Here is an 18,065-nt window from a genome sequence, read left to right as displayed (position 1 = left end):
ATGCAGACTAACCTTCATCACCTTGAAAATGTCCCTTCATGAACTTCCTAAGGGTCTTGTGACTTTTCGGCATTTCAACTTCCGCAGCCTCTGCTAGCGACAGAATTGCCAAACAGGGATCAAAATTCTTGCGTACCGAGCGGAGTCTTAACGCACGACGCTTAATAGTATCTGCCCGCTTCCCAGATGCATCATCAAGGGGCTGCTCGGTATGAGCCTTATCAACCTCCTTGATTAGATTAATCAAACCGTTGACGATCAAGCTGATGGAGCCCAACTCTTTTGCTTGAAACTTCTCCCCTCCCTTACTTCCTTTAGTTCCCTTATCTGCATTACCGATCAACATGTAATCTGGGGGTTCAATTCCCGCATCCAGAATCCACTCACCAAGGGCGACTCTAGACAAATATATAAGGCCGACTGGAATGTCTTTAGTGGAAGAATCGCTCCCACAGTATGAACGCATGAGGTCTTTATCAACCCCAAGTAGCGGATCACACAAATCATCGAAGTATTTAATCAGCCCTTCAAAAAACAGTTTATAAATCCTGTTTGAGCGTTGAGAGGAGCCTACCCTTCCGACCCAGAATATGTGATCGGGCAGCGCCACTTTTCCTTGGCGCACGCTGTACTCCAAATACAATTCTTTGATCAGCTCATGAAGAGCGTGTGCAGCCTCTTGAGTCTCAACCTCATAGTAACGAGCGTACTCAGACACCAGATCAGGTAGACGCATCAGATCATCATTCATACGGCGTTCTCCACCCCTGCGATGGAAGCTCCGGCACTGCTGCATGACAAAACATCCAAATGGTCGGCATACCACTGAAGCATCTCTCGCCGCGCCTCCAGATACTGAGCATGGTTGTAGGTGCCGCGTATGCTGTTTTTGTCCACATGCGCTAACTGGGTTTCGACCCACTCACTGGGATATCCCTGCTCATGCAAAGTGGTGGACATCGTGTGGCGAAATCCATGACCAGTGGCACGCCCGTCATAGCCGGAGCGTTTCAACAGTTGGTTAATTGCAGCTTCGCTCATGGGCTTTGCCGGATCGTTACGGCCAGTGAACGCAAGCGTGTAGCCACCAGTAATGTTTTCCAGTTCACGCAGTGCAGCCACCGCCTGCTTGGAGAGTGGGACTAGATGAGCGCGGCGCATCTTCATACGCGCAGCAGGGACCAGCCAGAGCGCCGTATCGAGGTCAAACTCCGACCAAGGAGCCCCCCTAAGCTCAGCCGTACGCACCCCCGTCAAAATCAGCAGGCGGGTGGCGATCTTAACTACATCATGCCCCGGACACGCCTGAATACTGCCTATGAGCTCCGGGATTTCTGCAATGGGCAAGAAGGGATAGTGCCGGGAGGTCGGTGCCTGAAGTGCCCCTCCGATGTCTGCGATTGGGTTGTACTCAGCACGACCAGTGGCAATCGCGAAACGGTAGACCTCTTGGCAGCGTTGCCGAACCTTGCGCAGCTTCTCCAAAGCACCTCGCGACTCTATACGGCGAAAAACCTGTAACCACTGCATGGGCTTAATGTCGGTCAGCGGCAAACTTCCTACTTGGGGAAAGATGTCCAGCTCGAAAGCCTCCATAACATCAGTGGCATAACCTACCGACCATCGTGACGACTTATGTTGGTGCCACTCCAGCGCAAGGCTCTTGAACGTATTAGCGCGCGAGATTGCCGCCTTGGCCCGCACAACCTTCCGCTCAAGCCCAGGATGCCGCCCCTGTGTCACAAGCTGGCGAGCTTCAAAAGCAAGCTGACGCGCCTGTGCGAGGGTTACCTTGTCGATGGTGCCAAGGGAAATATGAGACTGCTTGCCATCCAGACGGAATCGGAAGCGCCAAGACTTGCCGCCTGCCGCCCGAACCCAAAGGAATAGGCCACCGCCATCGGCAAGGCCATAGTCCCTCTCACGTGGAGCAGCATTCTTCACCTGCAGAGCCGTCAAAGCCATGCCGAGTACCCATAGATTATTGAATGGGCTAATAGTACTCAGGTAGGTACTCACAAAACAAGCGCTTGGATGAAACCGGATGGCACCGCATGAAATAGAAAGCCCGCGCTAGGCGGGCTTAATGAGAGTTCATGACACTGCTTGGCACTGCATGAATCTGGTCAATGGTGCCCGAGACAGGAATCGAACCTGCGACCTTCGCGTTACGAGTGCGCTGCTCTACCAACTGAGCTACACGGGCAGTGGGCTAAACCTAGCACTGACTTTGGGGTCAGGCAACTTCATGACTCGTCTCATTTTTTTGCAGGCAAAAAAATACCCCGCAGCTTTCACTGCAGGGCATTTTTTATAACGTTGAAGCGGTCAGGCGTGGGGGGGTGATTAAACGCCCGAAGCCTTGGCTGCTGCTACGTCTTTGATGGACAGCTTGATACGGCCGCGGTTGTCCACGTCCAGTACCAGTACTTCCACTTCCTGGCCTTCTTTCAGGATGTCGGTCACTTTCTCAACGCGAGCGTCGCTCAACATCGAGATGTGAACCAGACCGTCCTTACCAGGCAGGATGTTGACGAATGCGCCGAAGTCGACGATGCGCTCAACCTTACCAACGTAGATCTTGCCGATTTCAGCTTCTGCGGTGATGCCCAGAACGCGCTGACGTGCCGCTTCAGCCGCTTCCTTGGTTTCGCCGAAGATCTTGATCGAGCCGTCGTCTTCGATGTCGATCGAAGCCTTGGTCTCTTCACAGATCGCACGAATGGTCGCGCCGCCTTTACCGATGACATCACGGATTTTGTCGGTGTCGATTTTCATCGCGATCATGGTCGGAGCATTTTCCGACAGTTCGGTACGCGACTGGCCAATGATCTGGTTCATCTGACCGAGGATGTTCAGGCGCGCTTCCAGGGCTTGGCCCAGAGCGATTTCCATGATCTCTTCGGTGATGCCTTTGATCTTGATGTCCATCTGCAGCGCGGTAACACCCTTGGCGGTACCGGCTACTTTGAAGTCCATGTCGCCCAGGTGGTCTTCGTCACCCAGGATGTCGGTCAGGACGGCGAATTTCTCGCCTTCTTTAACCAGACCCATGGCGATACCGGCAACCGGTGCCTTCATCGGAACGCCGGCATCCATCAGCGCCAGGGAAGCGCCGCAGACCGAAGCCATGGAGCTCGAACCGTTGGACTCGGTGATTTCCGACACAACACGGATGGTGTACGGGAACACGTCGGCAGCAGGCAGCATGGCCTGAATCGAACGACGGGCCAGACGGCCGTGACCGATTTCGCGACGACCAGCGCCACCCATGCGACCACACTCACCTACCGAGAACGGAGGGAAGTTGTAGTGCAGCATGAACGGGTCTTTTTTCTCGCCTTCCAGGGTGTCCAGCAGCTGTGCGTCACGGGCGGTGCCCAGAGTTGCAACAACCAGAGCCTGGGTTTCGCCACGGGTGAACAGTGCCGAACCGTGGGTCTTAGGCAGAACACCGACTTCGATGTTCAAAGGACGCACGGTCTTGGTGTCGCGACCGTCGATACGTGGCTTGCCGTTTACGATGTTTTCGCGAACGGTGCGGTATTCGATTTCACCGAAAGCAGCTTTGACTTCGCTGGACGAAGGCTGACCTTCTTCACCGGACAGTTTGGCAACAACCTGGTCCTTCAGCTCACCCAGGCGAGCGTAACGGTCGGCCTTGATGGTGATGGTGTAAGCCTGGGAGATCGCGTCGCCGAACTCGGCACGGATAGCGCCCAGCAGAGCGGTAGCTTCTGGTTGTGGAGCCCAGGCCCAGGTTGGCTTGGCAGCTTCGGCAGCCAGTTCTTTAACTGCGTTGATCACAACCTGGAATTCGTCTTGAGCAAACAGTACCGCGCCCAGCATCTGGTCTTCGGTCAGCTCTTTGGCTTCCGATTCAACCATCAGAACGGCATCCGAAGTACCGGCAACGACCATGTCCAGGCTCGAAGCTTTCAGTTGTTCGTAAGTCGGGTTCAGCAGGTAGCCGGTGCTTTCGTGGAACGCAACGCGGGCAGCGCCGATCGGGCCATCGAAAGGAATGCCGGAGATGGCCAGCGCAGCCGAGGTACCGATCATCGCAGCGATGTCCGGATCGGTCTTCTTGCTGGTGGAAACGACGGTGCAGACAACCTGCACTTCGTTCATGAAGCCTTCTGGGAACAGCGGACGGATCGGGCGGTCGATCAGTCGGGAAGTCAGGGTTTCTTTCTCGGAAGGACGGCCTTCACGCTTGAAGAAACCGCCAGGGATCTTACCGGCAGCGTAAGTCTTTTCCTGGTAGTGAACGGACAGAGGGAAGAAGCCCTTGCCCGGATCGGCTTGCTTGGCGCCGACCACAGTCACCAATACGCTGACGTCGTCGTCAACGGTGACCAATACTGCGCCGGAGGCCTGACGGGCGATACGGCCAGTCTCGAGGGTAACGGTCGACTGACCGAACTGGAATTTTTTGATTACCGGGTTCACGGTGTCCTACCTTCTTTTGTGGCTCTTGGGGAACTTGTCTTCTTGCGAAATTCTTGGGCAATGTCGGGAGTCGACCCAACGCCTGTCCAGGGTAAAACGTGTATCCAGATAAAACTTGAGGCTGGGAGCCTGCCATGCGCCAGCGGGAAACCCACTGACGCACGACAGACAACCAACCTCTAGCGCAATCGCTAATTAGCGACGCAGACCCAGGCGACCGATCAGAGCGCTGTAACGGCTCACGTCTTTGCCTTTCAGGTAGTCCAGCAGCTTACGACGCTGGTTTACCATGCGGATCAGACCACGACGGGAGTGGTGATCTTTACCGTTGATCTTGAAGTGACCTTGCAGTTTGTTGATGTTGTGGGTCAGCAGTGCAACTTGCACTTCTGGCGAACCAGTGTCACCAACAGCTTGCTGGTAGTCAGCTACGATTTGAGCTTTTTCTTGAACGTCGAGAGCCATGAGGCAATCCTTTTATCAGGAAACTGTTTCAAGGAAACAGCTTCAACAGGCCAGGGACAAATCCCTGTATCTATAAAATGAGGAAGTGACCGTGCCTGTTAACAGCCACCCTCGTTCGGTCATTCTGACCGAATCAGTCGACGCGGCGCGATACGCCCGTCCTCGCTCACTTCACCGATACCGATGAAGCGACCGTTGTGATCCTGTACCCGTACCATGCCGAACTTCGGTGCATCCGGAGCCCGTACCGGTTGGCCGTTAAGCCAGTAGAACGAGCTGTGCTCCGAGAACTGCAACAGCGGCCAATCCAGCAGACCGCTGTCCGATGGCATCAGGAAGCGGTCGACCGCTTCGTTGCCGCCTTCGGCGTGTACAGCTTCCAACTCTTCAAGCGTGACCGTCTGAGCCAGCGTGAAAGGCCCGGCCTGGGTACGTCGCAATTCAGCAACGTAAGCGCCACAACCGAGTTGCTCACCGATATCTTCCACCAGGGTGCGGATATAGGTGCCTTTGCTGCAATCCACCGCAAGCCGCGCAGTATCACCCTCAAAGGCCAGCAATTCCAAGCGCGCAATAGTAACAGAACGCGGTTCGCGCTCCACTACTTCGCCTGCACGGGCCAGCTTGTACAGCGGCTGGCCATCACGCTTGAGCGCCGAGTACATCGGCGGTATCTGACTGATTTGCCCACGAAAACCCGGCAACACAGCTTCGACATCGGCGCGACCAACGGTCACCGGTCGTTCCTGCAAAACTTCACCTTCGGCATCGGCCGTGGTGGTGGTCTTGCCCAGTTGCGCCAGGGTTTCATAAGCCTTGTCGGAATCGAGCAGGTATTGCGAGAACTTGGTGGCCTCACCGAAGCACAACGGCAGCACGCCGGTGGCCAGCGGATCAAGACTGCCGGTATGCCCGGCCTTCTCGGCGTTCAGCAACCAGCGAACCTTCTGCAATGCCGCGTTGGAGGTGAACCCCAGCGGCTTGTCGAGCAGGATGATGCCGCTGACGTTACGACGGATACGTTTGACCTGAGCCACCGATTACTCCTTGGCGTCTTCGGGTTCAGCCGCTACCGGGTGCTGATTGTCTTCAGCCACCGCACGCTCGATCAGGGCCGACAGGTGCGCGCCACGCACGACGCTCTCGTCGTAGTGGAAGTGCAACTGTGGAACGCTGCGCAACTTCATTTCGCGAGCCAACTGCATACGCAGGAAACCGGCGGCAGAGTTGAGCACCTTGATGCTTTGCGCGATGTCTTCGGCGTTGTCCTGCCCCATCACGGTGATGAAGATCTTGGCGTGACCGACGTCGCGACTGACTTCAACAGCGGTAATGGTGACCAGGCCTACGCGCGGGTCTTTGACTTCACGACGGATCAGCTGTGCCAGCTCACGCTGCATCTGATCGCCGATACGTTGGGTACGGCTGTATTCTTTTGCCATGTCTTGTTACCTGTTACTGCCACACGGTGAAACCCGTGGGGTCTGAAAGCGGCAAACGCCCGGCCTGACAAAAGCCAGACCGGGCGTTGCGTTTAGAGTCCGACTGATGCGCCGCGCAGTTGCACGCGGCCGGCCATCACGGCTCTTGAAGTGCGCGAGTTAGAGGCTGCGAGCAACCTGAACCTTCTCGAAGACTTCGATCTTGTCGCCGACTTTGACGTCGTTGTAGCTCTTCACGCCGATACCGCATTCCATGCCGGCACGTACTTCGGAAGCGTCATCCTTGAAGCGGCGCAGGGATTCCAGCTCGCCTTCGAAGATAACGATGTCTTCACGCAGTACACGGATTGGACGGTTACGGTGAACAACACCTTCGATAACCATGCAACCGGCGATCGCGCCAAACTTCGGCGAACGGAACACGTCACGCACTTCAGCGGTACCCAGGATGTTCTCGCGAACATCGCTGCCCAACATACCGGTAAGGGCTTTTTTGACGTCTTCGATGATGTCGTAGATCACGTTGTAGTAACGCATATCCAGACCTTCCTGCTCGACGATCTTGCGAGCGCCAGCATCGGCACGCACGTTGAAGCCAAACAGTACAGCGCTGGAGGCCAGTGCCAGGTTGGCGTCGGATTCGGTGATACCACCGACACCGCCACCGACAACACGCACTTGCACTTCGTCGTTACCCAGGCCGTTCAAGGCACCGTTCAACGCTTCCAGCGAACCACGGACGTCGGATTTGAGGACGATGTTGAGCGTCTTCTTCTCTTCCTGACCCATGTTCTCGAAGATGTTTTCAAGCTTGCCGGCGTGAGCACGGGCCAGTTTGACTTCGCGGTACTTGCCTTGACGGAACAGAGCCACTTCACGGGCTTTCTTCTCGTCACCAATAACGCTCATCTCGTCGCCAGCGTCCGGGGTACCGTCCAGGCCGAGGATCTCGACAGGGATGGAAGGACCGGCTTCCTTGATTGGCTTGCCGTTCTCGTCGAGCATGGCGCGAACGCGGCCATAGTTCGAACCGACCAGCACCATGTCGCCTTGGCGCAGAGTACCGTCTTGAACCAGAACGGTAGCAACCGGGCCACGACCTTTGTCGAGACGCGATTCAACCACGACGCCACGGCCAGGAGCTGAAGGAGTCGCTTTCAGTTCCAGAACTTCAGCCTGCAGCAGAACAGCTTCGAGTAACTCGTCCACGCCAGTACCGACTTTCGCCGAAACCGATACGAACGGGGTGTCGCCGCCCCACTCTTCCGACGTCACGCCGTGAACCGACAGTTCGCTACGGATGCGATCGAGATCAGCGCCCGGCTTGTCGATTTTGTTCACTGCAACAACCAGCGGAACACCGGCAGCCTTGGCGTGCTGGACCGCTTCAATGGTCTGCGGCATTACACCGTCGTCCGCTGCAACGACCAGGATCACGATGTCAGTCGCCTTGGCACCACGGGCACGCATTGCGGTAAACGCGGCGTGACCCGGGGTATCGAGGAAAGTGACCATGCCGCGATCAGTTTCAACGTGGTACGCACCGATGTGCTGGGTGATACCGCCGGCTTCGCCTGCAGCTACCTTGGCACGACGGATGTAGTCGAGCAGAGAGGTCTTACCGTGGTCAACGTGGCCCATTACGGTCACAACCGGTGCACGGGAGAACGATTCACCTTCAAACTTCAGGGACTCGGCCAGGGAATCTTCCAGGGCGGTGTCGCTGACCAGGGTCACTTTGTGGCCCAGCTCTTCGGCAACCAGTTGGGCAGTTTCCTGATCCAATACCTGGTTGATGGTCGCTGGAGTACCCAGTTTGAACATGAACTTGATGATTTCAGCAGCCTTGACCGACATCTGCTGGGCAAGATCGCCAACAGTGATGGTCTCGCCGATCTTCACTTCGCGCACTACAGGGCCGGTTGGGCTCTGGAAACCGTGAGCGTTGCGTTTCTTCAGCTTGGCCTTGCCGCGACCACCACGACGGAAGCCATCGCTTTCTTCGTCGGTAGTACGTGGAGCAACGCGTGGAGCAGGCGCCTTTTCCTTGACCGAAGCACGATGCGGAGCGTTTTTGCGCTCACCATCACCACTGCCACGACGATTGTTATCGTCGGCACGTGGTTTGTCCGGACGGCGCTGTTCGTTTTGCTTGCGAGCGTCGGCAGACGGTGCTGGTGCAGCGGCCACAACCGGTGCGCTTTGGCGTACTGGCTCGGCAACTGCAGCAGGTGCTGCAACCGCGTCGTTAGTAGCAGTTTGCGCAGCAGCAGGCTGGCGACGTGCTTCTTCTTCGGCGCGACGCTTGGCTTCTTCTTCAGCCTTCTGACGAGCAGCATTTTCCACTGCGCGACGTTCTTCCAGTTCGCGTTTGCGCTCGGCTTCGATTTCTTCCGGGCTGCGCTGTACGAAGACTTTCTTCTTGCGTACTTCAACGCTGATGCTTTTGCTGCCAGCAACACGCAGGGTGCTGGTGGTTTTGCGCTGCAGTGTAATCTTGCGCGGTTCTTCCACTTTCGCCTTGTGGCTGCTCTTCAAGTGAGTCAGCAAAGACTGCTTCTCACTATCGCTCACACCTTCATCGGCGGCGGTGTGCGGCAGACCTGCCTCACGCATCTGCTGCAACAGGCGCTCTACCGGTGTTTTGACCTCATCGGCCAGTTGTTTCACCGTGACTTGCGTCATGCACTTCTCTCCTCAGGCCGCGCCTAATTACTCGAACCAGTGGGCTCGGGCGGCCATGATCAACTTGCCGGCACGATCATCGTCAATGCCGTCGATGTCGAGCAGATCGTCAATAGACTGCTCGGCCAGGTCTTCGCGGGTAATTACGCCGCGCACCGCCAGTTCCATCGCCAAATCCTTGTCCATACCCTCAAGCGAGAGCAGGTCTTCGGCCGGATGGGCGTCTGCCAGCTTTTCCTCAGTAGCGATGGCTTTGGTCAACAAACGATCCTTGGCGCGAGCGCGAAGCTCGTTGACGGTTTCTTCGTCAAAGCCGTCGATGTTGAGCATTTCTTCCAACGGTACGTAGGCAATCTCTTCCAGGCTGGTGAAGCCTTCATCTACCAGCACCTGTGCCAGGTCTTCGTCGACTTCCAGCTCGTCGATGAAGTTGCGCAGGATGTCGCCGGTTTCTGCTTGCTGCTTAGCCTGGATGTCCGATTCGGTCATCACGTTCAGGGTCCAGCCAGTCAACTGGCTAGCCAGACGCACGTTCTGACCACCGCGACCGATGGCCTGAGCCAGATTGTCTGCGCCAACGGCGATGTCCATTGCATGGGCATCTTCGTCAACGATAATTGCCGCCACTTCAGCCGGCGACATTGCATTGATCACGAACTGTGCCGGGTTGTCGTCCCAGAGGACGATATCAACACGCTCACCGCCCAACTCACCCGACACTGCCTGGACGCGCGAACCGCGCATACCGATGCAAGCGCCTTGCGGGTCGATGCGTTTGTCCTTGGAGCGGACCGCGATCTTGGCGCGCGAACCCGGGTCACGGGATGCTGCCATTACTTCGATCAGGCCTTCAGCGATTTCCGGCACTTCGATGCGGAACAACTCGATCAGCATTTCCGGCGCGGTACGCGACAGGATCAGCTGCGGGCCGCGGTTCTCGGTGCGGATTTCCTTGAGCAGCGCACGCAGACGCACGCCAACCCGGAAAGTTTCGCGAGAGATGATGTCTTCACGAGCCAGCAACGCCTCAGCATTGTTGCCCAGGTCGACGATCACATTGTCGCGGGTGACTTTCTTCACGGTGCCGGAGATGATTTCCCCCAGGCGCTCGCGATAGGCATCAACGACTTGAGCACGCTCGGCTTCGCGAACTTTCTGCACGATGACTTGCTTGGCAGTCTGTGCAGCGATCCGGCCGAACTCAATGGATTCGATCTTTTCTTCGACTACATCACCGACCTGAGCACCCGGATGCGTTTCGGCAACCTTGCTCGGCCAGGTTTCGATGGCCGGATCGTCCAGGTTTGCTTCTTCGACGACCGTCCAGCGACGGAATGTCTCATAAGCACCCGTGTGGCGATTGATTTCCACACGCAGATCGACTTCGTCCTCGAACCGCTTTTTGGTAGCAGTGGCCAGAGCCAGCTCCAGCGCTTCAAAAATTACGTTTGCCGGTACGCCCTTTTCATTGGATACCGACTCAACAACCAGCAGTACTTCTTTGCTCATCGTACGCCTCGCCTTTCGCAAGCCATTGGATCCGCGGGATCCGCGTCTCAGTCAAAACTGGGAATAATGTTGGCCTTGTCGATCATATCGATCGGCAACAGGAACTCATGGTCTTCTACCTGCACCACGACGTCCTGCTCTTCTACACCGCGCAGAAGGCCCTGAAAGTTGCGTCGGCCTTCAAAAGGCGAGCGCAACTTGATCTTCACTTGTTCACCGGCAAATTTTGCAAACTGCTCAATAGTGAACAGTGGGCGTTCCATGCCAGGCGAGGAAACTTCAAGGGTGTACTCAACGGCGATCGGATCTTCAACATCCAGGACACCGCTGATCTGACGGCTGACGATGGCACAATCGTCCACCAGCACACCGCCCTCTTTATCAATATAAACGCGCAACATTGAGTGCCGACCTTGAGCCGAAAACTCAATACCCCAGCATTCATAGCCTAGGGCCACGACCACCGGGGCCAGCAAGGCCTGCAACTCTTCTAGCTTGCTCGACACCTGAACCCCCTCGTGCATGTATGTGCATGCTGTGCAAAATAAAAAAATGGGCGAAACGCCCATCCTTGAAACGCCGTCGAACAGCGGCGTTGAAAGTGTCCAGCTAACAAAAAGCCCCTTAAAAGGGGCTCCTTAAACTGGTTGCGGGGGCCGGATTTGAACCGACGACCTTCGGGTTATGAGCCCGACGAGCTACCAGACTGCTCCACCCCGCGACAAAGCTGGGGCGGAAGTATACGACCGATCCCTGACAGGGTCAATGTAACCTTCCACCTACAAGAAAGCCCGCAACAGCGGGCTCTCCTGATAATTGGTACCGAGAAGGGGACTCGAACCCCTACACCCTATGGGCACAACCACCTCAAGGTTGCGTGTCTACCAATTCCACCACCTCGGCAATACTACGTTTGAAACCCTTCTTACTTCTGCTCTTGAGCTGGAGGCACGTCAGTCGCTGGAGTAGCCGACTTTTGCTCTTGAAGCACCGGTACATCATCAGAAGCCGGTTGTTGCTTTGGAACTTCCAACACTGCCGGGTTTGGCAAACCTACTTGAGTCAGCTGTTGAGCCTTCTCTTTAGCAAAGTAACCTAACCCTAAGCTGGTTATGAAGAAACCGGCGGCAAGTATAGCAGTAAACTTACTAAGAAAGGTAGAGGAACCTTGGCTTCCGAACACAGTATTTGAAGCACCTGCTCCGAAAGACGCGCCAGCATCCGCACCTTTACCCTGCTGCAGCAATACCAGAGCAACTACGCCCAATGCACCCAGCAGATGAAAAACGACTACGACTGTTTCCAGCATTTTTTCAGTTTCCCGCGGCGCGACAAATCGCACCGAACTCATCTGCATTCAGGGAAGCTCCACCAATGAGCCCCCCATCGATATCCGGCATGCCGAACAGTTCGACCGCATTGGCCGCCTTCACGCTGCCGCCGTATAGAAGTCGCACACCTTGTGCGACTTCAGAATTCTCTGCCGCCAACTGGGCGCGGATGGCTGCGTGCACATCCTGCGCCTGTTGCGGCGAAGCAGTCAGCCCGGTGCCAATGGCCCAGACCGGCTCGTAAGCGATTACTGCCTTTGCAAAGGCACCAACACCCAGCTCCTCTATGATACTGCCCAGCTGACACCCGACAACCTCAAGAGTTTTACCGGCTTCACGCTGCTCAAGGGTTTCCCCTACGCACAACACCGGAATCAAGCCACATGCCTGCGCCGCTGCGAACTTGCGAATCAGCATACCGTCCTGCTCGCCCATAATCTGACGACGTTCGGAGTGCCCGACAAGTACCAGGGAACAACCTGCATCCACCAATTGACTCGGCGCGATTTCACCGGTCAGTGCACCTTGCATGGATTCCACCGCAGAGTTCTGCGCGCCGACCGAAATCGACTTTTCCTTCAAGCCATCAATCACTTGATTGATATGCAAGCAAGGCGGGAATACCGCTACATCAACACCGCTCGGCAAGGCCAGATGACGAAGGCCATTGATCAGCTCAGCGACGCTGGCGCGGGTACCGTGCATCTTCCAGTTACCAGCTACCATAGGGCGACGCATGCTGTACCTCGTCGGTCAAAGTGGGCGCAGATGTTACCCAACACAATCATGGCTGGCAAGCCGAATTCAGGCAGAAACTTCAGTAACCAGTTTTGCCAGCTCTTCGGCGTAACCGCGAACCTGTGTTTCGTCCTCGCCTTCGACCATGACCCGCACCAGCGGCTCCGTCCCGGACTTGCGCAACAGCACGCGCCCACGACCAGCCATAGCCTTGGTAACGCGCTCGCTTGCCTCCTTGACGGATGGATGATCAAGAGGGCTCGCACCGCCGCCGAATCGTACATTGATCAGCACCTGAGGGCACTTGCGCAGCGCCTGACGCGATTGCGCCAGCCCCTCGGAGCGGGTCTTCAGCGCCATCAATACCTGCAATGCGGCAATGATCGCGTCACCAGTGGTGGTGTGGTTGAAGCAGACAATGTGGCCCGAATTTTCACCACCCACCAGCCAATCGCGCTCCAGCAACTCGGAGATTACGTACCGGTCGCCAACATTGGCCCGCACAAAAGGAATTGCCAGATCCGCCAGGGCCAATTCCAACCCCAGGTTACTCATCAGCGTACCGACCACACCGCCCTGCAACTTGCCATGCTCATGCAGGTCGCGAGCAATGATGAACAGCAACTCATCACCGTCGACAACAGTACCGGTATGATCAACCATCTGAACGCGGTCACCATCACCATCAAAGGCAATACCCAAATCAGCATGCTCGGCCAATACAGCAGCTTGCAGCGGCCCCATATGGGTCGAACCGCAATTCTCATTGATGTTCAGGCCGTTAGGATGAGCAGAAAGCACAACAACATCGGCTCCCAGCTCACGGAATACACTAGGCGCCACCTTGTAGGTCGCACCGTGAGCGCAGTCGATCACGATCTTCAGGCCCGCGAAGCTGGTGCCGGTCGGGACGCTGCTTTTGCAGAATTCGATATAGCGGCCTGAAGCATCGTTGATGCGCGATACCTTGCCGATCTTGCTCGACTCAACCACAGTCATCGGGGTGTCAAGCAATTCTTCGATCATATGCTCGATTTCATCAGGAAGCTTGGTGCCCTTCCCGGAAAAAAACTTGATGCCATTGTCATCGTGAGGGTTGTGCGAGGCACTGATCACGATGCCCGCTTCGGCCTGGAAGGTACGAGTCAGGTAGGCGATGGCCGGTGTCGGCATCGGGCCCAGGAGCATGACATCGGCACCTGCCGACGTAAGTCCGGCCTCGAGCGCAGATTCGAACATATAGCCGGAGATCCGAGTGTCCTTGCCCACCAATACCTTGCAGGCGCCCATTTTGCGGAACGCCATACCAGCAGCCCAGCCGAGCTTGAGCATGAAGTCAGGAGTAATCGGATATTCGCCGACCCGACCACGAATGCCGTCGGTGCCAAAGTATTTTTTAGTCATAAGTGCTCCATCATTCTTATTCGGCTGATTCCACTGCAGCGATCATCCGCACCACATCGACGGTTTCGGCCACATCATGGACGCGCAATATACGCGCCCCCTTGACCGAAGCCAGCGCCGCAAGCGCCAGACCACCATACAGACGCTCTCCAACCGGACGGTTCAAGGCCTGACCTATCATGCTCTTTCGCGAAACCCCGACCAACAGGGGCCGCCCCAAGGCATGCAGGGCCTCCATATGTTTGAACAAGCTTAGATTGTGCTGCAAGTTTTTCGCGAAGCCGAAACCCGGATCAAGAATGATCCGTTCAGCCGGGATCCCCACCGACGCACACTGTGCCATCCGTTCGGTGAGAAACTCGCCCACCTCTTTCGTGACGTCCTGATAATGCGGATTGTCCTGCATGTCGCCCGGCTCACCAAGCATATGCATCAGACACACCGGCAGCCCCGTGGCAGCGGCCGCATCAAGAGCGCCATCGCGCCGCAACGATCGCACATCATTGATCAATCCAGCACCAAGTCGTGCGGTTTCGCGCATGACAGCTGGCGTGGACGTATCGACCGAGATAATCACATCCAGTTCGCGATGAATTCGCTCGACGATGGGTGCAACGCGCTCCAGCTCTTCCAGCGGTGAAACCGCCCTGGCACCCGGCCGGGTCGATTCACCACCGACGTCGACCAGGGTCGCGCCGGCTGCCACCATAGCCTCAGCATGGCGCAAGGCCGCATCGAGCTGGCTGTATTGGCCGCCGTCAGAGAAGGAATCGGGAGTGACATTGAGAATGCCCATGACATGCGTCCGGGCCAAATCAAGAACCCGGTTGCCGCAAGGCAACCGGGTCGAGGACAGAACAGAAGTCATTTCAAACCTTAAACGTCAGCAGCCGGACCGCCGATAGGTGTCTCCGGACGCTCATCCTGCACCGTCGGAGGTGTTCCAGAGGTACCGGTGCTGTCTCCTGACCAGTCGCGAGGCTCGCGAGGTGTACGACCCGCCATGATGTCGTCGATCTGATCGGCATCGATCGTTTCGTACTTCATCAAGGCATCAGCCATTGCGTCGAGCTTGTCACGGTTATCCGTGAGGATCTGCTTTGCCGTGCCGTAGCACTGATCAATGATACTGCGCACTTCGGAATCAATCAGCTTGGCTGTCTCACCGGAGAAGCTTGCACCCTGACCACCACCGCCGCGACCGAGGAACACTTCGCCCTCTTCTTCGGCGTACATCAACGGGCCGAGTTTTTCCGACAAGCCCCACTTGGTCACCATGTTCCGTGCAATCTGGCTGGCACGCATGATGTCGTTTGACGCACCGGTAGTGACGCCGTCGAAGCCCAAGGTCATTTCTTCAGCAATACGGCCGCCGTACAGCGAGCAGATCTGGCTGATCAACGCACGCTTGGACAGGCTGTAGCGATCTTCTTCCGGCAGGAACATAGTCACACCCAGCGCACGACCGCGCGGAATGATTGACACCTTGTAGACCGGATCATGCTCGGGTACCACGCGGCCAACAATAGCGTGACCTGCTTCGTGGTAAGCAGTGTTCTGCTTCTCTTTCTCCGACATGACCATGGATTTGCGCTCGGCACCCATCATGATCTTGTCTTTGGCCAACTCGAACTCTTTCATTTCGACGATGCGCTTGCCGGTACGGGCTGCGAACAACGACGCCTCGTTCACCAGGTTAGCCAGGTCGGCACCGGAGAAACCAGGAGTACCACGAGCGATCACGGCCGGAGCGACGTCGTCACCCAATGGCACTTTGCGCATGTGAACCTTGAGAATTTGCTCGCGACCACGGATATCCGGCAGACCGACGACAACCTGACGGTCGAAACGGCCTGGACGCAGTAGTGCCGGGTCCAGTACGTCTGGTCGGTTGGTTGCGGCGATGACGATGATGCCGTCATTCATTTCGAAGCCGTCCATCTCTACCAGTAACTGGTTGAGAGTCTGCTCGCGCTCGTCGTGACCGCCACCCATGCCGGCGCCACGGTGGCGACCGACGGCGTCGATTTCATCGATGAAAATGATGCATGGAGCGTGTTTCTTGGCCTGTTCAAACATGTCGCGAACACGGCTGGCACCGACACCGACGAACATTTCGACGAAATCGGAACCTGAAATGGTGAAGAACGGCACCTTGGCTTCGCCGGCAATCGCCTTGGCCAGCAAGGTTTTACCGGTACCAGGAGGACCAACCATCAGTACGCCGCGAGGAATGCGACCGCCCAGACGCTGGAACTTGCCCGGATCACGCAGGAACTCGACCAGTTCACCGACCTCTTCCTTGGCTTCGTCGCAACCGGCAACGTCACCCAGAGTGGTTTTCACCTGATCTTCGGAGAGCAGGCGCGCCTTGCTCTTGCCGAAGCTCATCGGCCCGCCCTTGCCGCCGGCACCGCCCTGCATCTGCCGCATGAAGAACATGAACACGGCGATGATCACCAGGATCGGGAAGCTTGCAACCAGGAGTTGAGTCCAGATGCTTTGCTGCTCAGGCTGCTTGCCTTCGACCACAACGTGGTTATCCACGAGGTCGCCGATCAGACCGTTGTCCTGGATTGCAGGACGAATGGTCTTGAAGCTGTCGCCATCGTTGCGTTTGCCGGTAATCACATAGCCGTCAACTGCTACGCGCTCGACCTTGCCATCCTTGACCTGCTGGATGAAGTCGGAATAGTTGAGGGTCTGCGGCTCATTAGGGCTGGAGAAGTTGTTCATCACTGTCACCAGGACAGCCGCGATGATCAACCACAGGATCAGATTCTTTGCCATATCGTTCAATTAACTACCCTCTGAAGCAAGCTCCGCTAATGGCGCGCGCTTCGCATGATATTCACCGGCCTAACTTACTACATTACCTACGGCTCTGGCAGGCGCCGTCTGTAACCCTTTGTGAAACACTTTCTACACACTATTCGCTAATGCTCACGGGGCGAAATACGAAAATCCTATCGACCCGCAAAAAAAACCTCGATTTACTCACTACGGCCGCGGTAGCCCCAAGCCAGCATGTACTGCTCTCGGGAACTGCCACGGGAAGAGTCCGGCTTGATCATCTGGACCTTGTCGAATTTCTGACGAGCGTCCTTCACGTAAGCATCAAACCCCTCGCCCTGAAACACCTTGATCACGAAATTACCACCCGGCTTGAGTATCCGAGCCGCCAGATCAAGAGCCAGCTCACATAGAAACATGGCTTTTGGCATGTCCACCTCAGGCGTACCACTCATATTGGGGGCCATATCGGAAATCACAAGGTCCACCTGCGAATTACCCACGGCTTCAAGGATCTGAGCGAGCACTTCGTCCTGGGTGAAGTCACCCTGAATGAAAGTCACGTCCGGAATGCTGTCCATTTCCAGGATGTCCGAGGCGATCAGACGCCCCTGACCACCGATCAGCCGACTAGTGACCTGCGACCAGCCGCCGGGCGCTGCACCCAGGTCGACAACGCTCATACCCGGACGGATCAGCTTGTATTTCTCCTGGACCTCCAGAAGCTTGTAACTCGCACGCGAGCGGTAACCATCCTTCTGCGCCTGCTTCACATAGGGATCATTGACATGTCTTTGCAGCCATTTAAGGCTTGTCTTGGAACGGGCCACGGGCCACCTCGAAAATAAAACGGGTCGTGATTAACTGGGCGGTCCCGGACTCGCTCGGGTAAACTGGCCGCCGCTTTTTACAAGATCAGACGCAGGGGTCAGATTATGCCGCTCACTCAAGAGCAGAAGAAACAGTACAAATCCATTGGCCACCATCTGAAACCAGTTTTGACTGTGGCTGACAACGGTTTGACTGAAGGTGTGTTAGCCGAACTTGAACGCGCTTTGGCGGATCACGAGCTGATCAAAATCAAGCTCAACATCCTCGATCGCGAATCGCGCCTGGCGACCATTGCAGAACTCTGCAAGGTCGGCAAAGGGGATCTGGTTCAAGTCATCGGCAAGATGGCACTGATTTACCGCAAGAACTTCAGCGTCAACAAGCAGCTGTCGAACGTCCATCGCTTCAAGTGATG

General features: G+C 56.4%; 16 protein-coding genes and 3 tRNA genes. 1 reads left to right on the top strand and 18 read right to left on the bottom strand.

Annotation, left to right across the window (positions count from 1 at the left end; translation table 11 throughout):
* Window positions 1-7: 7 nt before the first annotated feature.
* The 18 genes from ACYZT7_RS05150 to rlmE form a co-directional block, all read right to left on the bottom strand.
* Window positions 8-751: a hypothetical protein gene (locus ACYZT7_RS05150; protein ID WP_462040202.1), complete on the bottom strand. Its 744-nt coding sequence runs from the start codon at window positions 749-751 to the stop codon at window positions 8-10.
* Entirely contained in the window at window positions 748-1,965 is a 1,218-nt protein-coding gene (locus tag ACYZT7_RS05145) for a tyrosine-type recombinase/integrase (RefSeq protein ID WP_462040201.1), read from the bottom strand. The genes ACYZT7_RS05150 and ACYZT7_RS05145 overlap by 4 nt, the downstream gene beginning before the upstream one ends.
* Window positions 1,966-2,130: 165 nt before the next feature.
* Window positions 2,131-2,206 (bottom strand) — tRNA-Thr (locus tag ACYZT7_RS05140).
* Window positions 2,207-2,346: 140 nt separating this feature from the next.
* Window positions 2,347-4,452 (bottom strand): polyribonucleotide nucleotidyltransferase, encoded by a 2,106-nt coding sequence (gene pnp / locus ACYZT7_RS05135; protein ID WP_462040200.1) that lies wholly within the window; start codon window positions 4,450-4,452, stop codon window positions 2,347-2,349.
* 195 nt (window positions 4,453-4,647) lie between these two features.
* Window positions 4,648-4,917 (bottom strand): 30S ribosomal protein S15, encoded by a 270-nt coding sequence (gene rpsO / locus ACYZT7_RS05130; RefSeq protein ID WP_282374990.1) that lies wholly within the window; start codon window positions 4,915-4,917, stop codon window positions 4,648-4,650.
* A gap of 119 nt (window positions 4,918-5,036) precedes the next feature.
* The gene (gene truB / locus ACYZT7_RS05125; protein WP_123405159.1) at window positions 5,037-5,954 is read right to left on the bottom strand and encodes a tRNA pseudouridine(55) synthase TruB; all 918 of its coding nucleotides are present in this window, start codon (window positions 5,952-5,954) and stop codon (window positions 5,037-5,039) included.
* Between the two features lie 3 nt (window positions 5,955-5,957).
* The gene (gene rbfA / locus ACYZT7_RS05120; protein WP_007942872.1) at window positions 5,958-6,359 is read right to left on the bottom strand and encodes a 30S ribosome-binding factor RbfA; all 402 of its coding nucleotides are present in this window, start codon (window positions 6,357-6,359) and stop codon (window positions 5,958-5,960) included.
* Window positions 6,360-6,518: 159 nt separating this feature from the next.
* Entirely contained in the window at window positions 6,519-9,044 is a 2,526-nt protein-coding gene (infB, locus tag ACYZT7_RS05115; RefSeq protein ID WP_462040199.1) for a translation initiation factor IF-2, read from the bottom strand.
* A gap of 27 nt (window positions 9,045-9,071) precedes the next feature.
* Window positions 9,072-10,553 (bottom strand): transcription termination factor NusA, encoded by a 1,482-nt coding sequence (nusA, locus tag ACYZT7_RS05110; protein WP_201194346.1) that lies wholly within the window; start codon window positions 10,551-10,553, stop codon window positions 9,072-9,074.
* 47 nt (window positions 10,554-10,600) lie between these two features.
* On the bottom strand, window positions 10,601-11,059 hold the full coding sequence (rimP, locus tag ACYZT7_RS05105; RefSeq protein WP_010463487.1) for a ribosome maturation factor RimP: 459 nt from the start codon (window positions 11,057-11,059) through the stop codon (window positions 10,601-10,603).
* A gap of 138 nt (window positions 11,060-11,197) precedes the next feature.
* Window positions 11,198-11,274: transfer RNA gene (locus ACYZT7_RS05100), tRNA-Met, on the bottom strand.
* Window positions 11,275-11,370: 96 nt separating this feature from the next.
* Window positions 11,371-11,456, bottom strand: a tRNA-Leu gene (locus ACYZT7_RS05095).
* Window positions 11,457-11,478: 22 nt separating this feature from the next.
* Window positions 11,479-11,862, bottom strand: coding sequence for a preprotein translocase subunit SecG (secG, locus tag ACYZT7_RS05090; protein ID WP_010463489.1), 384 nt, complete (start codon window positions 11,860-11,862; stop codon window positions 11,479-11,481).
* A 4-nt stretch (window positions 11,863-11,866) separates the two neighbouring features.
* Window positions 11,867-12,622 (bottom strand): triose-phosphate isomerase, encoded by a 756-nt coding sequence (tpiA, locus tag ACYZT7_RS05085; protein WP_462040198.1) that lies wholly within the window; start codon window positions 12,620-12,622, stop codon window positions 11,867-11,869.
* Between the two features lie 66 nt (window positions 12,623-12,688).
* A complete protein-coding gene (gene glmM / locus ACYZT7_RS05080) occupies window positions 12,689-14,026 on the bottom strand; it encodes a phosphoglucosamine mutase (RefSeq protein ID WP_462040197.1) in 1,338 nt (445 codons plus the stop codon).
* Between the two features lie 16 nt (window positions 14,027-14,042).
* Entirely contained in the window at window positions 14,043-14,894 is an 852-nt protein-coding gene (folP, locus tag ACYZT7_RS05075) for a dihydropteroate synthase (RefSeq protein ID WP_462040196.1), read from the bottom strand.
* Window positions 14,895-14,902: 8 nt separating this feature from the next.
* A complete protein-coding gene (ftsH, locus tag ACYZT7_RS05070) occupies window positions 14,903-16,816 on the bottom strand; it encodes an ATP-dependent zinc metalloprotease FtsH (RefSeq protein WP_462040195.1) in 1,914 nt (637 codons plus the stop codon).
* A gap of 203 nt (window positions 16,817-17,019) precedes the next feature.
* Complete coding sequence (gene rlmE / locus ACYZT7_RS05065; RefSeq protein ID WP_008005470.1) at window positions 17,020-17,649, bottom strand: 23S rRNA (uridine(2552)-2'-O)-methyltransferase RlmE; 630 nt, start codon at window positions 17,647-17,649, stop codon at window positions 17,020-17,022.
* 105 nt (window positions 17,650-17,754) lie between these two features.
* Here rlmE and ACYZT7_RS05060 point away from each other — a divergent pair, with 105 nt between their 5' ends.
* A complete protein-coding gene (locus ACYZT7_RS05060) occupies window positions 17,755-18,063 on the top strand; it encodes a YhbY family RNA-binding protein (protein WP_282374969.1) in 309 nt (102 codons plus the stop codon).
* Window positions 18,064-18,065: the final 2 nt, after the last annotated feature.

This window comes from Pseudomonas sp. RT4P38, from assembly GCF_054897765.1.
The sequence above is the reverse complement of the archived record's forward strand: the minus strand, read 5'-3'. Positions and strand labels throughout refer to the sequence as shown.

What these genes read in the sequence shown, in the direction of transcription:
- ACYZT7_RS05150 (WP_462040202.1), bottom strand. Translation starts at nt 751, where the DNA reads ATGAATGATGATCTGATGCGTCTACCTGATCTGGTGTCTGAGTACGCT.
- ACYZT7_RS05145 (WP_462040201.1), bottom strand. Translation starts at nt 1,965, where the DNA reads ATGGCTTTGACGGCTCTGCAGGTGAAGAATGCTGCTCCACGTGAGAGG.
- rpsO (WP_282374990.1), bottom strand. Translation starts at nt 4,917, where the DNA reads ATGGCTCTCGACGTTCAAGAAAAAGCTCAAATCGTAGCTGACTACCAG.
- rbfA (WP_007942872.1), bottom strand. Translation starts at nt 6,359, where the DNA reads ATGGCAAAAGAATACAGCCGTACCCAACGTATCGGCGATCAGATGCAG.
- infB (WP_462040199.1), bottom strand. Translation starts at nt 9,044, where the DNA reads ATGACGCAAGTCACGGTGAAACAACTGGCCGATGAGGTCAAAACACCG.
- nusA (WP_201194346.1), bottom strand. Translation starts at nt 10,553, where the DNA reads ATGAGCAAAGAAGTACTGCTGGTTGTTGAGTCGGTATCCAATGAAAAG.
- secG (WP_010463489.1), bottom strand. Translation starts at nt 11,862, where the DNA reads ATGCTGGAAACAGTCGTAGTCGTTTTTCATCTGCTGGGTGCATTGGGC.
- tpiA (WP_462040198.1), bottom strand. Translation starts at nt 12,622, where the DNA reads ATGCGTCGCCCTATGGTAGCTGGTAACTGGAAGATGCACGGTACCCGC.
- glmM (WP_462040197.1), bottom strand. Translation starts at nt 14,026, where the DNA reads ATGACTAAAAAATACTTTGGCACCGACGGCATTCGTGGTCGGGTCGGC.
- folP (WP_462040196.1), bottom strand. Translation starts at nt 14,894, where the DNA reads ATGACTTCTGTTCTGTCCTCGACCCGGTTGCCTTGCGGCAACCGGGTT.
- ftsH (WP_462040195.1), bottom strand. Translation starts at nt 16,816, where the DNA reads ATGGCAAAGAATCTGATCCTGTGGTTGATCATCGCGGCTGTCCTGGTG.
- ACYZT7_RS05060 (WP_282374969.1), top strand. Translation starts at nt 17,755, where the DNA reads ATGCCGCTCACTCAAGAGCAGAAGAAACAGTACAAATCCATTGGCCAC.